The sequence below is a fragment of the Nostoc sp. genome, assembly GCF_036917415.1.
In the GTDB taxonomy this organism is placed as follows: Bacteria; Cyanobacteriota; Cyanobacteriia; order Cyanobacteriales; family Nostocaceae; genus Nostoc.
In genome coordinates, this window is record NZ_JBALDJ010000093.1 from 78,066 (window position 1) to 93,377 (window position 15,312).

Genomic DNA, 15,312 nt, shown 5'->3' on the forward strand with positions numbered 1-15,312 from the left:
CGAGACTAAACATCAATAGCGGCAGCAGAAGGTGTGAACTGAGTGAGTTCTGTCGCTGCGGTTCCGAAAACAGTCGCCAAGGATTGTTCTGGACGACATAACAAACTCTTGGCAACCTGAAGCATACAAATCCCTTTATTGCCAAAGGATTTTTGGTACTGAATCATTGCCTGAATCTGTTGAATTAATGCCAACCCCGTAAATTGCATGACTTGCAGTAAGAAATTGGGGCGATGCTCTAAAATCTCCGGGAAGTTGTCGAAATAAGCCCTAGTCAGAGCAGCAATGGAAGGTTGAAGCTGTTCCAGGGGTGTCATCGCCAGACGCAGAGATTCTTCGATTGTCAGAGACTTACTAATGACTAAGCTACTCAGCCAGATTTGCAGGTAGCTGGCAATCAGCGTTCCCAAATCAAAGGCAGGATCTCCCCAACAAGAGCGCTCCCAATCAATCAGCCGCACGATGTTGGGACTTTCTTGCTCCCAATTGGTATGTAGGAGAACGTTGTTGAGTTTGAGGTCATTGTGAGTCAGGCAACAGGGTTGGAAAACATTGGCAAGTTCTCTGATTGCTTGCCCTAAGCTTTCGTATCGCTGATAAAGCTTAAAAAATTTCAGCCCATCTACAGGAACTAAACCAAATATTTCTGGTTTTATCCGCTCTATACTACGAATCCAGTTAGGCACGTGAGCAGGGCTAAGATTATTAGGTTTTGCCGAGAAGAATTCCTGATACTCTTGGCGATTGAAAGTGGCTCGATGGATGGTGGCGAGGACGGTGGCTAGAGCCTCGACGATTTGAGTTGGAAAAATCTTTTCTTTTCCGTAGAAATTTGCTAAATCCAGATAGTCATCCAAGTAGCTGAAAACAATGATGGAATGTTCCGCCTCAAAATGAAGCACCTCCGGCATCCAAGGTCGAAGGTAGCTAAGTTCTGGAAATGTTTGTAAAAACTCTTGAATTCGCCATTCACTCAAAAACTCGCCCGCTGTTTTGCCTTCTTGATTGTGTCGTTCCTGCTTAATCAGTAATTTTCTAGTATCTGGCAAAGTCAGTAATAAGTTAAAGTTTTTTGCTCTTATCGGCTCAACTTGATACAGAGTTTCCTCCAACTGAGTACACAATCCATGCTCAACTAAATAGTTGAAAATATTTCTATAGCTTAATACAAATGTCATAAAATATTGTCATTCTATGTATTAATCCTGCTGGCTTTGAGGAGTTGCCCAACTTCTCCTCTTACACAACTGGATTTATGGGCTGTCTTACAGGGTATCATTTTTACTGATATATCTAGCGCTATTAAGAGCTAAAATGCCATTAGCTGCAACAACTATAGGTTGAATTATATTTATCGAAACAGAATTCAGGAGTCAAAAGTCAGAAAACAGATATGAATTTTGTACGAGTGGCGGATGAATAAACGGGTTTAAAACCCCCACCAAATCCTAAATTTGGTGGTCTACAAGACGCTCGCGGACTCGAAGAGGCTGCGCTATCAGTGGCGGGTCTGAATCTCCCACTGATTGATTCTGACTCCTGAATTCTGACTTCTTCTTCAAGATACTTTTCAGCGCGATCGCCTTTGCCGTAAGTTGCGTTGAGCTAAGGAAACCCATCATCTAATACTCCGACACAATTTCAAAGTACCTCAACACAACTTTGAAGTACCTCAACATGACTTTGAAGTAACTCAACACGACTTCGAGGTATCTGCCGCTTATTTGGGGTAAATTTTTTGACAAGCTAAATAAAAATTTCAGTACAATCCACTAAAAATAATTAGGTCAATCTTAATTTGCTTTAATTTTTCCGAATTATTTCTCAGAGAAGTTTAGGGTTGCATTGGCTAGAGTACATCCAGTAATCCTATAACTTACTTCAGGAGCGCATTTTATGGCACGACTAAAACGCAGTTCACCGACTCTAGAAAAGGCTCTCCGTCGAATTGCAGGAATGCGATCGATTAGCCCTACACTAGAATTTGGCAACGGATTAAGTTTGACAAACTACGATACCCACATCCAAAACTTGCAAACCCAGTATCTACCTACAACACTTTACTCTCTAGCATAGATGAAATGGCAGGTCGCCTCTCTCTAATTGAAAAAGAATTGCGCGGCTATTCTGAAAAGATGTTAATGAGTGTGGCAACCCATTATGGCAAAGACAGTTTGCAATATATCCAGGCGGGAGGCAAGTCACGTAAGAAATTATCACGCCGTTCGAGCAACACCCAATCCCCATCTGAGAGTACAGCTACAATCTTGAATAATGCAAACAACAATGGTAAAGAAACCTCTGTTGTTTTACCTTAATCGTTTAACTGCATCATGCTGACGATCGCTCCAAGCTAATTATTTCAGTTCGCCCCTGGCGGAGGGACTTAATCCTCATCTTTTGTGATGGCATGAGCCAAAATTGCTACATTCTGCCCAGAAAAGAAGTACAAAATGCGATACTGCACCCGGATATGCTTTGCCCGTAATTCATAAATTCCGTCACGCAGGTAATCTGCCGCAGGTCGTCGCAACTCGTAACCAGTACTTGCCAGTTGTTGAATTCGAGCAACACAGTTGGCATAGCCTTTGCGATCTTGCATCAGGAGAGTCTTAACCCTCTTCTATCACTTTGGGGAAAGAAAAATAAATGTAGGTTGGGTTGAACAAAGTGAAACCCAACTTTTCTAAGGTCTTTGGGTGTTGGGTTTCGTTCCTCAACCCAACCTACGTCTAAATACAGTATGATTGTGTCAACAAAACATAACGACGGCACGGTATACCTGTCGTATCACACTAACGACACACTCGACCGACCGCTCTCGGATATTGTTGCAACGAGTCCTGGCGCTAGTTTCTACGCTTGGCACATTAACGATACTTTCTCAAGCTTGAAACCTCAGACAGTTGTTGGAAAGAAATAGGAGATAGGCGACAGTCAACACCATAAAACTTCGCTGAAGCACGGTGTTGATTGTTTAGTTTCCTTCCTATGGCCCACCTAAGAGTGAATAAGGCACATAACATCCTGGCTCAACGAGCATAAATACCGCTGTTGGTGTGTCTTGTTTTAGACGGCTTTCTACCAACAGCAGACGCGACGCACCCAGCAGTGTAGGAATAGACCCAACCCGTTCAAGTGGCCACCATCCTTTATTGATTAAATCTGTTTGTGACCTGCAATTTAGAGTTTTTTCATACATATAATCCCGATCGCACTCCAGAGGCCCGACGTAGCTACGCTGACCGTATGGAATTGTACAAGGAATGCCGTTTCGTCCGGGCAAGGCATAACCGTGTTGCCGAAGGACACGTGGTAGGAACATGGCTGACAGTACGGAAAATGCCAGGATTCCTGCACCAAAGCCTAAAACAGTTCTGTTAATAGCCATAAAGTCTTAACGAGGCAAATAGAGTTCAATCAGCGCATTTTCCGCGATTACAGACGGAAAGATCAATCTATAACGCGACTTGAACAATGTCAGTAGACCGAAAACTTTTGTGATCGCTTTGTCAGGAATACCTGCTCCAGTGGATTATTGCGAAAAGCTCGTGCTTTTAGATACCAGCACTTCCGCTCTCACTTTGGAGTGAAAACATAAGTAAAGCTAATAATTCAGCCAAGAGATCAGAGCAAACTTCGCACCATAAGCATGTTTTGCTGCTATTTTAGGAATTTTGTCAAGGAGTTGCGGGAAAATTGAGCTAGAGAAATATCTGGTTTAGCTATGACTGCAACTACCCCAGTTCTAACTGATAGTAAAACCTTGAATGAAGTGGTTAACTGTTTAACGGAGAATCTTCCAATTCCGACTCAAGGTAAGTGTGAACAAAAAAATATTTCTCACCTATTTACTCTCAAACAGATGCTTGAATTTTTACGCCAAGCAGTAGACCGCAACTATGGAGTAGTCTGCGAACTTTATTTACCGTCTGGCTGATGTTGGTTGGTTTTTGGAGCTTATCAATAAGCTAAACTTATAATTTATCCAAGTCTTTCAGCTTTTCCACTTTTCTCCAAAAACGGTATCACAGACTACTATTTTTTAGTGATCGCAAAAGTTTTCGGTCTACTGAAATTGATAAAAGTCATGAAAAATAAGGGTTTTAGATTTTTCTCTACCGATAGTGATTAAAGAGGGTTAAGCCATTCCAGAACTGGAGCCGCACCATCTTGATCTTGATAAAAAATAACTCTTGTTTTGGGCACAGTTTTCGCCCATTGTAATCCACACTGACTTTATCACAATATTGCTATAAAGATGGTACGATCATCCCTCACCGTAGACTCGGTTAGCTTTTATTCTTCAGTTTTGTTTAAATCCCGTTATTCTCCTTATCGCAAATAAAGGGTTTAAGACCCCTACGTCTACACGTAGCTCGGAGGCGGAGTGGCTCCGACTCCGCTTTGTTTCAGTCGGGGCTTAAATCCCCCGGAGTTGCTCCTCTTGGGGAGACCCCAAGACCGCACTCCTCTTCGTCTGAAACTGTCTTAAATTTTGAATTTTGAATTTTGAATTTTGAATTTTGAATTGTTAACTCCCTCATCCCTACTCCTTTATCCCGGTTTATGATCCAGACGGGTGGCTTGCTCTAGGGCGGATTTTTCTTTGGCTCGGCGGACATAGGGTTGTAATTGGGTGCGATCGCAACCTGTTAAAATACTCAGGTTTTCTAAGGTAATCCCTCGCATTAACATTTCTACGCGCCAAGTTTGTTGTGCTTGGGCGATCGCTGGTGTTTGTCCTTGGGGAGTTAATAGCCTTTCACTCCATACTTGCCAACGTGCCTCAAGCTCTGATTCTGACATGGGTGTGCCTGTTTCATTTAGAAACATCGCTGTTTGAGTATCTTTACGATTTTTCAGCCATTTGATTAAGGGATTATTGGTAAAAGAACCGTAGCGTTTGCCCAAAATCCACTGATTCACAGGTACTTGACGCACAAATCCGGGGATTGTGATTTGTAGGAAGTGCCCTTGAGTATCGTAGATTTGGTGCGATCGCTCCAAGCTAATTATTTCTGTGGCAGATAATCCAGCCCCAAATAACACATAAGCCAAAGCATAATCTCGTACTCCCCATTTCCTGGCTTGTTGCAGAATTTCGTGAACTAAACTAGCAGGTAAGTCAGCTACTTCTGTGGTAATTAAGCTTCCTTGTAAGGAGTTGGTTGTTGATTCCGCTGAGGAAGACATGGCTCCGTGTAAAAATAACTCCACCAAATTCTCCAGAAAATCATCCCGATCCTCCCAAAGTTCGTGAAATTCGCTGGTAAACTCAATTACGGCATATCCCAAAATCATCCCATTCAGCAAACTGGCTAATTTTTCTGCTGGTAAATAGGTATTTAGGTGTCCTTGCTGGATTACAGTAGCTAAATACTGAGCTACATAGCGGTTTGCCTCTGTTACTCCCCTGCCTAGTGCGCGGCGATTTTCTGCCGGAAATTGGTCGGCTTCACCTACCACAGACCGAACAAACTCTGGCACTCGTTCTAATGCGTGCAAGCTATCACTTGCATAATCTTTTAGAGCTTGGTAGACATTACCAGGAGGCGTTGCCCGCCGCACCAGCGACTCACCTAAATCCTTGAAGGCTGCGGACTCTTCCAGCACAGCTAAAAGCAGTCCATGCTTATTGCCAAAATTCCGAAATAGAGTCACTTCGTTGACTTCAGCTTTTTCAGCAATTTGGCGGGTTGTGGTAGCGCTAACTCCCTGAGCAGAAAACAACTCAAGTGCAGCTTGAATCAGGCGTTGGCGAGTGGAAATGAGGTGAGACGACATAGAAAAATGCAAGTGGCACTTGCAGGGATATCAGAGTTCTGCTAGCATAACAAATGTAAGTGATACTTGCTTTACTCTACTGTAACGAACTAATATACAGTGCGGGTAAATCCCTTGTGGGATGGCATCCGAGAAAAGGCAAATTGCTTCATCATCCATCAACAGGAATTTTTATGACCGCAAATTTTGGGGCGATCGCCCCTGAGAGAGGCAACTCACCTCAACTCAGTTGGACAAATGTAGTATTTTTTGCTGCATTTCATGCTTTAGCACTTCTGGCTCCTTGGTTTTTCTCCTGGCCAGCATTAGGTTTGCTAGTGTTTCTCCACTGGTTATTCGGGAGTATTGGTATTTGCCTGGGATATCACCGACTACTGAGCCATAAAAGTTTCCAGGTTCCTAAGTGGTTAGAGTATGCGATCGCCCTCATTGGAGCGCTGGCTTTGCAAGGTGGGCCAATTTTTTGGGTAGGTGGACACCGCCAGCATCACGCCCACACAGAAGATATCAATTTAGACCCCTATTCTGCTCAAAGAGGATTTTGGTGGAGCCATATATTGTGGATTTTCTACCCACGTCCAGAATTTTTTGATTATGAAACCTATAAAAAATATGCCCCTGATTTAGCCAGACAACCCTTTTATTGCTGGCTAGATCGCTACTTCTTGCTATTGCAAATACCCTTCGGACTGCTGCTTTATGCTTTAGGAGGATGGTCTTTTGTATTCTACGGAGTGTTTCTCAGATGTGTCTTGCTTTGGCACTCAACCTGGTTTGTGAACTCAGCATCACACCTGTGGGGTTATCGCACCTTTGATGCTAATGATGGCGCTCGTAATCTTTGGTGGGTATCCCTTGTCACATACGGAGAAGGATGGCACAACAACCATCATACTTATCCCCACATGGCGAAATCTGGGTTGTCTTGGTGGGAAATTGATGTTACTTGGTGGAGCATCCTAGTTTTGCAGACTTTGGGTTTGGCCAAAAAAGTTGTCTCGCGTCCTCCTCAAAGTGCAACTCACGGCTAAATTGCAACTGAATCATTATAAATTTGCCATGCCGACTGCTGATCTGCCGTCGGCTTACTAATTTTTATCAGTAGTATTTCACGGTAAGGGACTTCCAAATAAAAAAATATTCCAAAACTGACGCAAAAATCCTCTTAATCTCTCCTCTCTCTGTGTTCTCTGCGTCTCTGTGGTTCGTTTTTTGGGATAATTTATTTCTTGGAAATCCCTAAAATCCCAACGGGCAAATCTCAGCAATACATTATGCGTGAAAACTGACAGTATTTTTATTGCTTTTTTCTTGAAAAAGATCCAGAGCGAGTTCAGGAAGCTGAAAACTTACTAGTTCGTTGCAACGAATGCCCCACCGGATTACACGAAGTTGCAGCAGCTACGGCACGGCGGGAGTGACTAAGGCAATGCAGTTGTTAGGGCGACAGACAGATACCAGTGGTGGCGAATGTGCTGATGGTGTTGTACCTCTAAGGGGGTTTGAGGGCGGCAGGAGTTTGCTTGTTGCCCGTGTTGTTATCGGAATTAGCTTTTATAGATTTAGCGAATTGAAAATAAATCTTATTAATAGTTTTACACAAAAATTGCCAAAAGCTTAATTTATCGAACCGTCTTCTGTGCGAAAGGCTCCGCCAACGCAGAGAATCGTAGAGTGTGCGTCAGTCCTAACTTTTAAGATAGATTTCAATTAACTTAAACAAAAATGTAACTGAAATCACAGTTATAAAAGCAAAATCCTGCTGTCTGTCATCTCTATTTGTAAATAAATTCTGACAAGCATTTGCAATTATTTAGTCATTTCCTGTAATGTTTATTCTGAAGTAGTTGATTATTAATCTCAGCAAGCAGCAGCTATTTGTTGTTTTATTGAGAGTAATACCAAGTAGAGAGTAGGTGTAGGGGTGGCAAATGGTATTGAAGCAAATATTAAAGATTCTTTTGGTCACAAGCTCTATTTGGTTTTGCGTTGCCAGAAGTGCAACTGCTCAACAAGTATCCTCTCAACAGATACAAAATGAATCTGCGATGCCTGCGGCAACCCGAAACGGCAACGCTAAAGTACTACTCAATTCCAGGACGATTAGAGAAATTCCACGACTAGGGGAAGTAGAACTGACTCACACCAGCGCTAAAGTGCTAGTGCAGTCGCCAACACCGGAAACAGTGCCAACTCCTGAAGTAGTGCAAGTGACAGGAGTCAAGGCAAATCCTACTTCCAAGGGTGTGGAAATTATTTTACAGACTTCCATTGGGCAACAATTACAACTACTGAATCGCAGTGCTGACAATAGTTTTATCACTGACATTCCCAATGCTCAACTGCGCCTACCGTCGGGCGAAGCATTCACATTCCGTTCGGATAAACCAATTGCTGGTCTTAGTGAGATAACGGTAATCAATCTGGATGCCAATACTATCCGAGTAACGGTAACGGGTGAGACTGGTTTACCTACTGTTGAGTTGTTTGATAGCGATGAAGGTCTGATCTTCGGGTTGACACCAGTTACATCTTCAGCACAGACGCCACAGCAACCGCCAGCACAACAACAGCCGGGAACTCAAACCAAGCCAGAGCAACCACTTGACTCACAAACTGATGAACCGATTGAATTGGTGGTGACGGGGGAGCAAGACGGGTATCGTGTACCAAATGCCTCCACTGCGACTGGAACTGATACCCCGATCCGGGACATTCCATTCTCAATTCAGGTAGTTCCTCAAGAGATAATTCGAGATCAGCAAGTCACACGCACAGAAGAAGCGCTCCGCAATGTCAGTGGTGTCACTTACCAGGGAAGTGCAAGCAACAGGAGTGGTGCAGATTTCAGCATTCGAGGGTTTACTGATGCCCCGATTTTGCGCGATGGATTTAGACGGTATGGCGTTGTTCAAGCGCCTTTAGAAGTAGCGAACTTGGAGCGGATTGAAGTACTCAAGGGCCCAGCATCCATCTTGTATGGTGCGATTGAACCCGGAGGATTGATTAACGCAGTGTCTAAGCAGCCCTTGTCCCAGCCGTTTTATGAAACAGAAGTACAAGTGGGAAGCCAGGGTTTGGTTCGACCCCGCTTTGACTTTTCTGGTCCGTTAACCGACGATGGAAAACTGCTCTACCGCCTGAATGGGTTGTACCAGAGATTAGACAGCTTTCGCAACTTTGACCAAGAAGAGCAGCGAATCTTTATTGCGCCTACACTTGCTTGGAAAATAGACGATCGCACCGATTTAGGAATTTCGCTGGAATATCTCCACAATAATCGCCCTGCTGATTTTGGTATCCCAGCTATTGGCAACAGGATTGCTGATGTTCCACGCGATCGCATTGCCACCGAACCTAGTGACGCGGTGACAAATCAATATCTAAATGTTGGTTATAACTTGGAACATCGCTTCAGTCGGAATTGGAAATTACGCAATGCCTTTCGCTATTCCTCCTATGACTACGATTTTAACGTTATTGCCCTTCCCCTTTCTTTTGACGAGGCAACAGGTACAGTTGATCGTTTCTTCGCCTCCCAAGAAGGACACGATGAGAACTATACCCTGCAAGCTAACGTCGTGGGTGAGTTTGCTACGGGTTCTATCAATCACACTCTTTTATTCGGTGCAGACTATATTCATAGTGCGACAAACTTTTTTACGGTGTTTGATTTTACTCCCCAACCGTTGAATCTTTTCAATCCGGTTTACGGGGTGGCTAAACCCAGTGAGGATACATTACCGCCCTATGGCGGCACTGATGGAACATCCAATCGCTGGGGATTCTATCTGCAAGACCAGATTTCGCTGTTTCAGAATTTGAAGTTGTTAGCAGGTATTCGCTACGACACCATAGAATCAAAAACAGTCAACGTGCCGGGGCAGGTGACACAACCGGGTGAGACGACTCAAAATGATGATGCTTTTACCCCGCGCGTGGGTATTCTTTACCAACCGAGCAAAGCTGTATCCTTGTACGCCAGTTACTCAGAATCCTTCACCCCCAATACGACAAATACAGCAACGGGTGAACCCCTGGAACCGCAACGAGGCAAGGGCTATGAGTTTGGTGTCAAAACAGAATTTCTAGACGGTAAACTGTTTGCCACGTTGGCATATTTTGACATTACCAAACAAAATGTGGCAGTTACCGATCCCAACTTCCCGCTTGCATCGATCGCATCTGGAGAACAGCGCAGTCGTGGGGTTGAATTTGATGTCGCAGGAGAAATATTGCCGGGATGGAAACTAATTGCCTCCTACGCCTACATTGATGGTGAAGTCACTGCTGATACCAATCCCGAATTGGTTGGCAATAGGTTATATGGTGTTCCCGAAAATAGTGCCAGTTTGTGGACAACTTATGAAATTCAGCGCGGTAATTTGCAGGGTTTAGGGTTGGGAGTTGGATTTAATTATGTTGGTGAAAGACAGGGAGATTTAGCTAATAGCTATCAGGCAGATGGTTATTTCATTACCAATGCAGCAGTTTTTTATCGGCGTAATAATTGGCGATTTGGCCTTAACTTCAAAAATCTTACTGATGTCAATTACATCGAAAGTGTAGGGAATCTGCGAAGCGGAGCCAACAATTTTGGCGAACCATTCACGGTGATTGGCTCGGTTTCGGTGCAGTTTTAACTCCACCGAACCCTTGCCAAAGCCAGATTTCTTCCTACCAATGTATCGGGGGGATTAAGGGGGGTAGTTAGAGGAAGTTTCAAGATAGTCCACCATCGACTATAACTACTATTTTGTCAGGTTAATTCATAAAATGACTCAAATTAAGACAAAACTCACAGGTGTTCCGCGTACTATGTTAATGACTACCCGCGCGCGGGTGGATGAACATCAAGAGGCGCGAGTAAAGGCAAAGTCGCTAAATGGTTGGCAGAACTAGGTGCGCCGATGCAGTGGTTTGTCAAAAATGAACGCGATCTCGATGGAATGGGATTAGCGATCGCCCAGGTGGTTTAATTAGTGCAGGAAAATTATCGTTATCCCCATCGACTTAATGCCCTGCGATGGATTCCCTGGATTGCCAAACTGCCCTACTTTCGCAATGCCGGTTTGATTCTTGAAACCAAAGTTTTACCCCTGTTATCAGGCTGATGTGTATGTAAATCCTTCACCATCATTGAATACTGCTCAAACATTCTATTAGTTGTTAATCATTAACCAGATAATTACAATGAAACCATTTTTATTCAGTGCTTTGTTAATTACCAGTAGTGCGATCGCTGTTGCTTGTCAACCAACACCTCAACCACCGATAGCGAATCAATCTACTGCAAGTGAAATCTCAGCAACTCAGATAGACAATCAGGAAAAAGCTGGTTTCAACTCAGAAATTTATCTGCTGGCAAATCCCGATGTTGTCAAATTGATTCAAGAAGGAAAATTCAAATCTGCCTTAGATCACTATGAAAAAGTAGGAAAGTCTGGCAAAAATTCCAAAGGAGAAGTGATTGAAGGATACTTTACAGGCACTAGTGGCAATGATACAGTGACTGGCTTTGGTCAATCTCCTGACCTGACTGGCGTCAACTTTGAAATTGTATCAGATAAGAAGGGGCCATTTCCCATACGTCCGAAAACTTTGGGCGTTGGTGAGGTCGATACTTTAATTGCAACCAAAGGTTCAAACAATGAATTTCTCTTGGGTAGCTTCATCACTGTTGCTAACCCCAAAGCTGAACCGTTTTATGTGGGTAAAAGAGATGCTGATTATGCTCGAATTCAAAATTTTACCAAGTCTCAGGATAGAATTTCCTTGGCAGGGCAACCACAACAATACAAATTTGAGACTGTAAAAGGAAACTTTCGCATTTTAACTGCTAGTGGTGATTTAATTGCGATCGTTGAAGGCATAGACAAGCTTGAAGCAGGTAAAGTATTCAAGAAGTACGGAGTATTTACCTTGAAATAATCTGAGAAATTATTGATAAACATGAGCAAAATGTCTAAACTGAGCGTACTCAACGACGCAAGAGTTGAAACTGTTTTAGCGCGACTGCACACAGAGGCAAGTAAGCAACTTGGTGCATTAATTCTCCACTATTTGCCCAAGCTTCCTGGGTTATTTTTAGGCAAAGGTATCCAGTGGGATCAGACAAAAACTGAATTTTACAACGATAAATACATTCCCATTGAACCAAACCAGGGGGAATTCCTGTATTTGATAGCCCGTGCAATTAATGCCAAAACTATTGTTGAGTTTGGCACTTCATTTGGAATTTCCACCATATATCTAGCGACTGCCGTGAGGGACAATGATGGCGGCATTGTTATTGGCACCGAAATTGTGCATGAGAAAGTCGTGCAAGCTAGAAAAAATGTTGCCGAAGCCGGACTACAAACCTATGTTGATATTCGAGAAGGGGATGCTTTAGAAACACTAAAAACTTTTAATCAAACAGTTGATTTTGTATTGATTGATGGCTGGACGCACTTAGCCTTGGATGTATTAAAAATACTAGATCCGTTGATCCGACCAGGTGGAATCGTTATCTCTGATAATGTCAATACCTTTAAGGACTCCCTCAAAACTTATGTTGAGTTTTTGCAGAACCCTGCTAATGGTTATCGGTCATCAACTTTAAATTTGAAGGGAGGAACAGAATTTTCGATAAAGGTTAAGGAGGCATCATGAAAATTAAGCAGTTTCTATCAAGATGGTCAAGAACAATTCACCGATGGGTTGGGCTTTACTTTGCTATGGTCATTGCAATTTATCTAATTGAAATAATTGCCCTTCCATTGGCCTTCAGTTCTGGCTTACCTACAGTTGACGGGAAACCACCCACTCAAACTGTTGTAAAAAATACCAAATCTTTACTTTCTTTAGAACAGGCTTCGCAAGCATTCATCTCTCTGCACCCAGAGGGGATTAACACGCTAGAAGACATTGATGAAATTGCTTATCTACCAACTTTAGGCATTTATCGATTTGAAAATCAAAAACGTTTGTTTGAGTGGTATATCGATGCTCATAACGGCAAATTAGTAAAGTATGGCTTCAACTCCACCGATTTTTTAGAGTATCGAGGATTGCTGGGATGGTTTGCTCCCTGGATTCACGATCTGATTGAAATGTCCTTTTTGTTTTTTATGTCAACACTGGCAGTCAGTGGTGTTTATTTGTTCATCTACCCGTTTCTAGTCAGGAAAAATTCAGAGATTAATTCAAGCCTAAAGGAAACCCTTTAATATCATGTCCAACTGATTAGTTGTCATTGCAAACGAAGTGAAGCAATCTCCAAACTGCAAGTGGATTGTTTCTCTACGAGACGCACTCGCGTTCATTGCTAGCATTGCCATGATGATAAGTAGTCGGAGAAAATTAATTACACAATGTCATTGCGAGTGTAACGAAGTGAAACGAAGCAATCCCAAATCCTTGTAATTGCTTTACTTAGTTCGCAATAACTGTAAATATTTTTGTCCAGCTACTTATGGTTCAAATGGCGCATCGTCGTAGCGTTTATTTGCGATCGCAGCCATTGTAGTAGTGCTAGGATCTCGAACATGGGCTGCTTGTATCTTTTGAGTTGTCGTTGTGGAGGCTCTGGTAAGCTGCAAAAATCGCCTCTAAGTCAAGATACATCAACGAAAATAAACAGTATCTCTAAATATCCTAGCTATCTTCGGTTCCCACAATTTTTAATTTTTTCTATGATTTCTCTGTCTCCCACTCTTCAAGCTAGGCTTTCCCAACCCTTAAAAATTGGCTCATTTGAGGTAAAAAGCCGGGTTCTCCAGTCACCTCTATCTGGGGTGACAGATATGGTGTTTCGCCGTCTCGTGCGCCGCTATGCCCCAGATTCGATGATGTATACCGAAATGGTGAATGCTACGGGGTTGCATTATGTCAAGCAGTTACCCAAAATCATGGAGGTAGACCCTAACGAACGCCCAATTAGTGTTCAATTATTTGATTGCCGTCCAGATTTTCTGGCAGAAGCAGCAATCAAGGCAGTTGCAGAAGGTGCTGATACTGTTGATATTAATATGGGTTGTCCGGTAAATAAAATCACTAAAAATGGTGGCGGTTCTTCGTTGTTGCGGCAACCAGAAGTAGCAGAGGCAATTGTGCGGGAAGTGGTAAAAGCTGTTGATGTCCCTGTGACAGTAAAAACCCGTATTGGCTGGAATGATAACGAAATTACTATTCTCGACTTTGCCAAACGGATGGAAGATGCTGGAGCAAAAATGATTACAGTACACGGACGCACCCGTGCCCAAGGATACAATGGCAATGCCCGCTGGGAATGGATTACTCGTGTGAAAGAAGTGCTTTCTATCCCAGTGATTGCGAACGGAGATATTTTTTCTGTTGAAGCAGCCGTGAAATGTTTAGAACAAACTGGCGCTGATGGCGTCATGTGTTCCCGTGGGACTTTGGGTTATCCGTTTTTGGTGGGAGAAATCGATCGCTTCCTGAAAACTGGGGAGATATTACCACCACCAACCCCCATTGGGCGTTTGGAATGTGCAAGAGATCATTTACAAGCCTTGTGGGAATATAAAGGCGATCGCGGTGTCCGTCAAGCCCGTAAGCACATGACTTGGTATGCTAAAGGTTTTGTTGGTGCTGCCGAACTCCGAGGACAGCTAAGTTTGGTTGAAAAAGTAGATCAGGGTTTGGCCATGATTGATCGAGCAATTGAAAAATTGGCTAATGGTTATGAACTAGAGGAAGAAGCACAAGGTAGTTTGGTAATGCTTTGAAAAATGAATATTACAAAAATTTCCTTTATTACTGTATACATTGTCTATTTAACTAATCAATGTGGAGGCTTGCAATGTTAGTTTCCAAACACAATGAGGTTGTATCTCTTCTTGAAATCCACTCTTTAGAAGACTTTATGGCAAATCCTCCAGACGGGATGGAGTGGGTGGATGAGCAACTGATAGAAAAAACAGGGATGACATTAAAACATAGTGAAATTGAAGTTAATCTAAGCTTTTACTGGAGAAGTTCCATCAACTCCAATCAACTTGGTGGGAAAGTTTATACTGAAGTTCCTTGTCGCACATCTAAGCAGGGTCGGCGTCCTGATGTGGCTTATCTGACGCCTGAATTGGTAGCTCAATTTGGCAATGTTCCCACTTTACCACAGAGTTTCCCACTAATTGCTGAAATAGTTTCACCCACCGATTTAGCTGAAGAATTATTTCTCAAAGCGCAGGAGTATTTGAATTCTGGTTGCGAAGAAATTTGGCTAGTATTTCCTGAAAGTCGGTTAGTTTTTGTCATGACTGATAATCAGGTTTGCACGTTTAAAGCTGGTGATGTGGTTAGCACTCAAAAAGTATTACTGGGTTTTAGTGTAGCTGTAGACGAATTGTTGAGTTGAAAAGACGATCCATCTAATAGAAATTTTAGTTAATTGCAATCTAGCTGAAGTTTCTGTACATTATCAATTTCGTCATGTTTCAATCCCTAATAGGGATTTTATTGAATTGCAATAAACTCAAACCGCTTTATCCACTGGCGAGGTAATGTTTCAATCCCTAATAG

General features: G+C 42.8%; 18 protein-coding genes, 1 pseudogene and 1 CRISPR repeat array (1 of these 20 cut by a window edge). Of the genes and pseudogenes, 13 read left to right on the plus strand and 6 right to left on the minus strand.

Going from position 1 to position 15,312, the window contains the following annotated elements; translation table 11 throughout:
* Positions 1-5: 5 nt before the first annotated feature.
* Both V7K41_RS20290 and V7K41_RS20295 read right to left on the minus strand, forming a co-directional pair.
* Positions 6-1,178 (minus strand): phosphotransferase family protein, encoded by a 1,173-nt coding sequence (locus V7K41_RS20290; protein WP_334851035.1) that lies wholly within the window; start codon positions 1,176-1,178, stop codon positions 6-8.
* 270 nt (positions 1,179-1,448) lie between these two features.
* Entirely contained in the window at positions 1,449-1,622 is a 174-nt protein-coding gene (locus V7K41_RS20295) for a hypothetical protein (protein ID WP_334851036.1), read from the minus strand.
* A gap of 274 nt (positions 1,623-1,896) precedes the next feature.
* On the opposite strand from V7K41_RS20295, the gene V7K41_RS20300 reads away from it, so the two are divergent.
* Both V7K41_RS20300 and V7K41_RS20305 read left to right on the plus strand, forming a co-directional pair.
* Complete coding sequence (locus V7K41_RS20300; RefSeq protein WP_334851037.1) at positions 1,897-2,076, plus strand: hypothetical protein; 180 nt, start codon at positions 1,897-1,899, stop codon at positions 2,074-2,076.
* 5 nt (positions 2,077-2,081) lie between these two features.
* A complete protein-coding gene (locus V7K41_RS20305) occupies positions 2,082-2,318 on the plus strand; it encodes a hypothetical protein (RefSeq protein WP_334851039.1) in 237 nt (78 codons plus the stop codon).
* A 68-nt stretch (positions 2,319-2,386) separates the two neighbouring features.
* On the opposite strand, the gene V7K41_RS20310 is transcribed toward V7K41_RS20305, so the two are convergent.
* Together V7K41_RS20310 and V7K41_RS20315 are read right to left on the minus strand one after the other, a co-directional pair.
* Entirely contained in the window at positions 2,387-2,602 is a 216-nt protein-coding gene (locus V7K41_RS20310) for a type II toxin-antitoxin system RelE/ParE family toxin (RefSeq protein WP_334851040.1), read from the minus strand.
* 387 nt (positions 2,603-2,989) lie between these two features.
* The gene (locus V7K41_RS20315) at positions 2,990-3,391 is read right to left on the minus strand and encodes a hypothetical protein (RefSeq protein WP_334851042.1); all 402 of its coding nucleotides are present in this window, start codon (positions 3,389-3,391) and stop codon (positions 2,990-2,992) included.
* 336 nt (positions 3,392-3,727) lie between these two features.
* Here V7K41_RS20315 and V7K41_RS32960 point away from each other — a divergent pair.
* Positions 3,728-3,841 (plus strand): annotated as a pseudogene (locus V7K41_RS32960) (ISH3 family transposase); the annotation flags it as partial.
* A gap of 716 nt (positions 3,842-4,557) precedes the next feature.
* Here V7K41_RS32960 and V7K41_RS20325 read toward each other — a convergent pair.
* Positions 4,558-5,787 carry a TetR family transcriptional regulator gene (locus V7K41_RS20325; RefSeq protein WP_334851045.1) on the minus strand — a complete coding sequence of 410 codons (1,230 nt, stop codon included), beginning with the start codon at positions 5,785-5,787 and terminating at the stop codon, positions 4,558-4,560.
* Between the two features lie 173 nt (positions 5,788-5,960).
* Here V7K41_RS20325 and V7K41_RS20330 point away from each other — a divergent pair, with 173 nt between their 5' ends.
* From V7K41_RS20330 to V7K41_RS20365, 8 genes are all read left to right on the plus strand, one after another.
* On the plus strand, positions 5,961-6,818 hold the full coding sequence (locus V7K41_RS20330; protein WP_334851047.1) for an acyl-CoA desaturase: 858 nt from the start codon (positions 5,961-5,963) through the stop codon (positions 6,816-6,818).
* Between the two features lie 329 nt (positions 6,819-7,147).
* Entirely contained in the window at positions 7,148-7,408 is a 261-nt protein-coding gene (locus tag V7K41_RS20335; RefSeq protein ID WP_334851049.1) for a hypothetical protein, read from the plus strand.
* Positions 7,409-7,718: 310 nt separating this feature from the next.
* A complete protein-coding gene (locus V7K41_RS20340; RefSeq protein ID WP_334851051.1) occupies positions 7,719-10,430 on the plus strand; it encodes a TonB-dependent siderophore receptor in 2,712 nt (903 codons plus the stop codon).
* Between the two features lie 133 nt (positions 10,431-10,563).
* Complete coding sequence (locus V7K41_RS20345; protein WP_334851052.1) at positions 10,564-10,689, plus strand: hypothetical protein; 126 nt, start codon at positions 10,564-10,566, stop codon at positions 10,687-10,689.
* A gap of 80 nt (positions 10,690-10,769) precedes the next feature.
* Positions 10,770-10,901: a hypothetical protein gene (locus V7K41_RS20350; protein ID WP_334851054.1), complete on the plus strand. Its 132-nt coding sequence runs from the start codon at positions 10,770-10,772 to the stop codon at positions 10,899-10,901.
* Positions 10,902-10,980: 79 nt separating this feature from the next.
* A complete protein-coding gene (locus V7K41_RS20355; protein ID WP_334851056.1) occupies positions 10,981-11,718 on the plus strand; it encodes a hypothetical protein in 738 nt (245 codons plus the stop codon).
* A gap of 30 nt (positions 11,719-11,748) precedes the next feature.
* On the plus strand, positions 11,749-12,441 hold the full coding sequence (locus tag V7K41_RS20360; protein WP_334851058.1) for an O-methyltransferase: 693 nt from the start codon (positions 11,749-11,751) through the stop codon (positions 12,439-12,441).
* Positions 12,438-12,998: a PepSY domain-containing protein gene (locus V7K41_RS20365; protein WP_334851060.1), complete on the plus strand. Its 561-nt coding sequence runs from the start codon at positions 12,438-12,440 to the stop codon at positions 12,996-12,998. Before V7K41_RS20360 ends, V7K41_RS20365 begins: the two co-directional genes overlap by 4 nt.
* 243 nt (positions 12,999-13,241) lie before the next feature.
* Here V7K41_RS20365 and V7K41_RS20370 read toward each other — a convergent pair whose 3' ends face one another.
* Entirely contained in the window at positions 13,242-13,370 is a 129-nt protein-coding gene (locus V7K41_RS20370) for a hypothetical protein (protein ID WP_334851062.1), read from the minus strand.
* Positions 13,371-13,463: 93 nt separating this feature from the next.
* Between V7K41_RS20370 and dusB the strand changes: the two genes are divergently transcribed.
* A complete protein-coding gene (gene dusB, locus V7K41_RS20375; RefSeq protein ID WP_334851064.1) occupies positions 13,464-14,519 on the plus strand; it encodes a tRNA dihydrouridine synthase DusB in 1,056 nt (351 codons plus the stop codon).
* A gap of 74 nt (positions 14,520-14,593) precedes the next feature.
* Complete coding sequence (locus V7K41_RS20380; protein ID WP_334851065.1) at positions 14,594-15,148, plus strand: Uma2 family endonuclease; 555 nt, start codon at positions 14,594-14,596, stop codon at positions 15,146-15,148.
* Positions 15,149-15,224: 76 nt separating this feature from the next.
* A CRISPR array of direct repeats spans positions 15,225-15,312; the repeat unit is 37 nt; unit sequence GTTTCAATCCCTAATAGGGATTTTATTGAATTGCAAT; it runs 1,893 nt beyond the window's last position.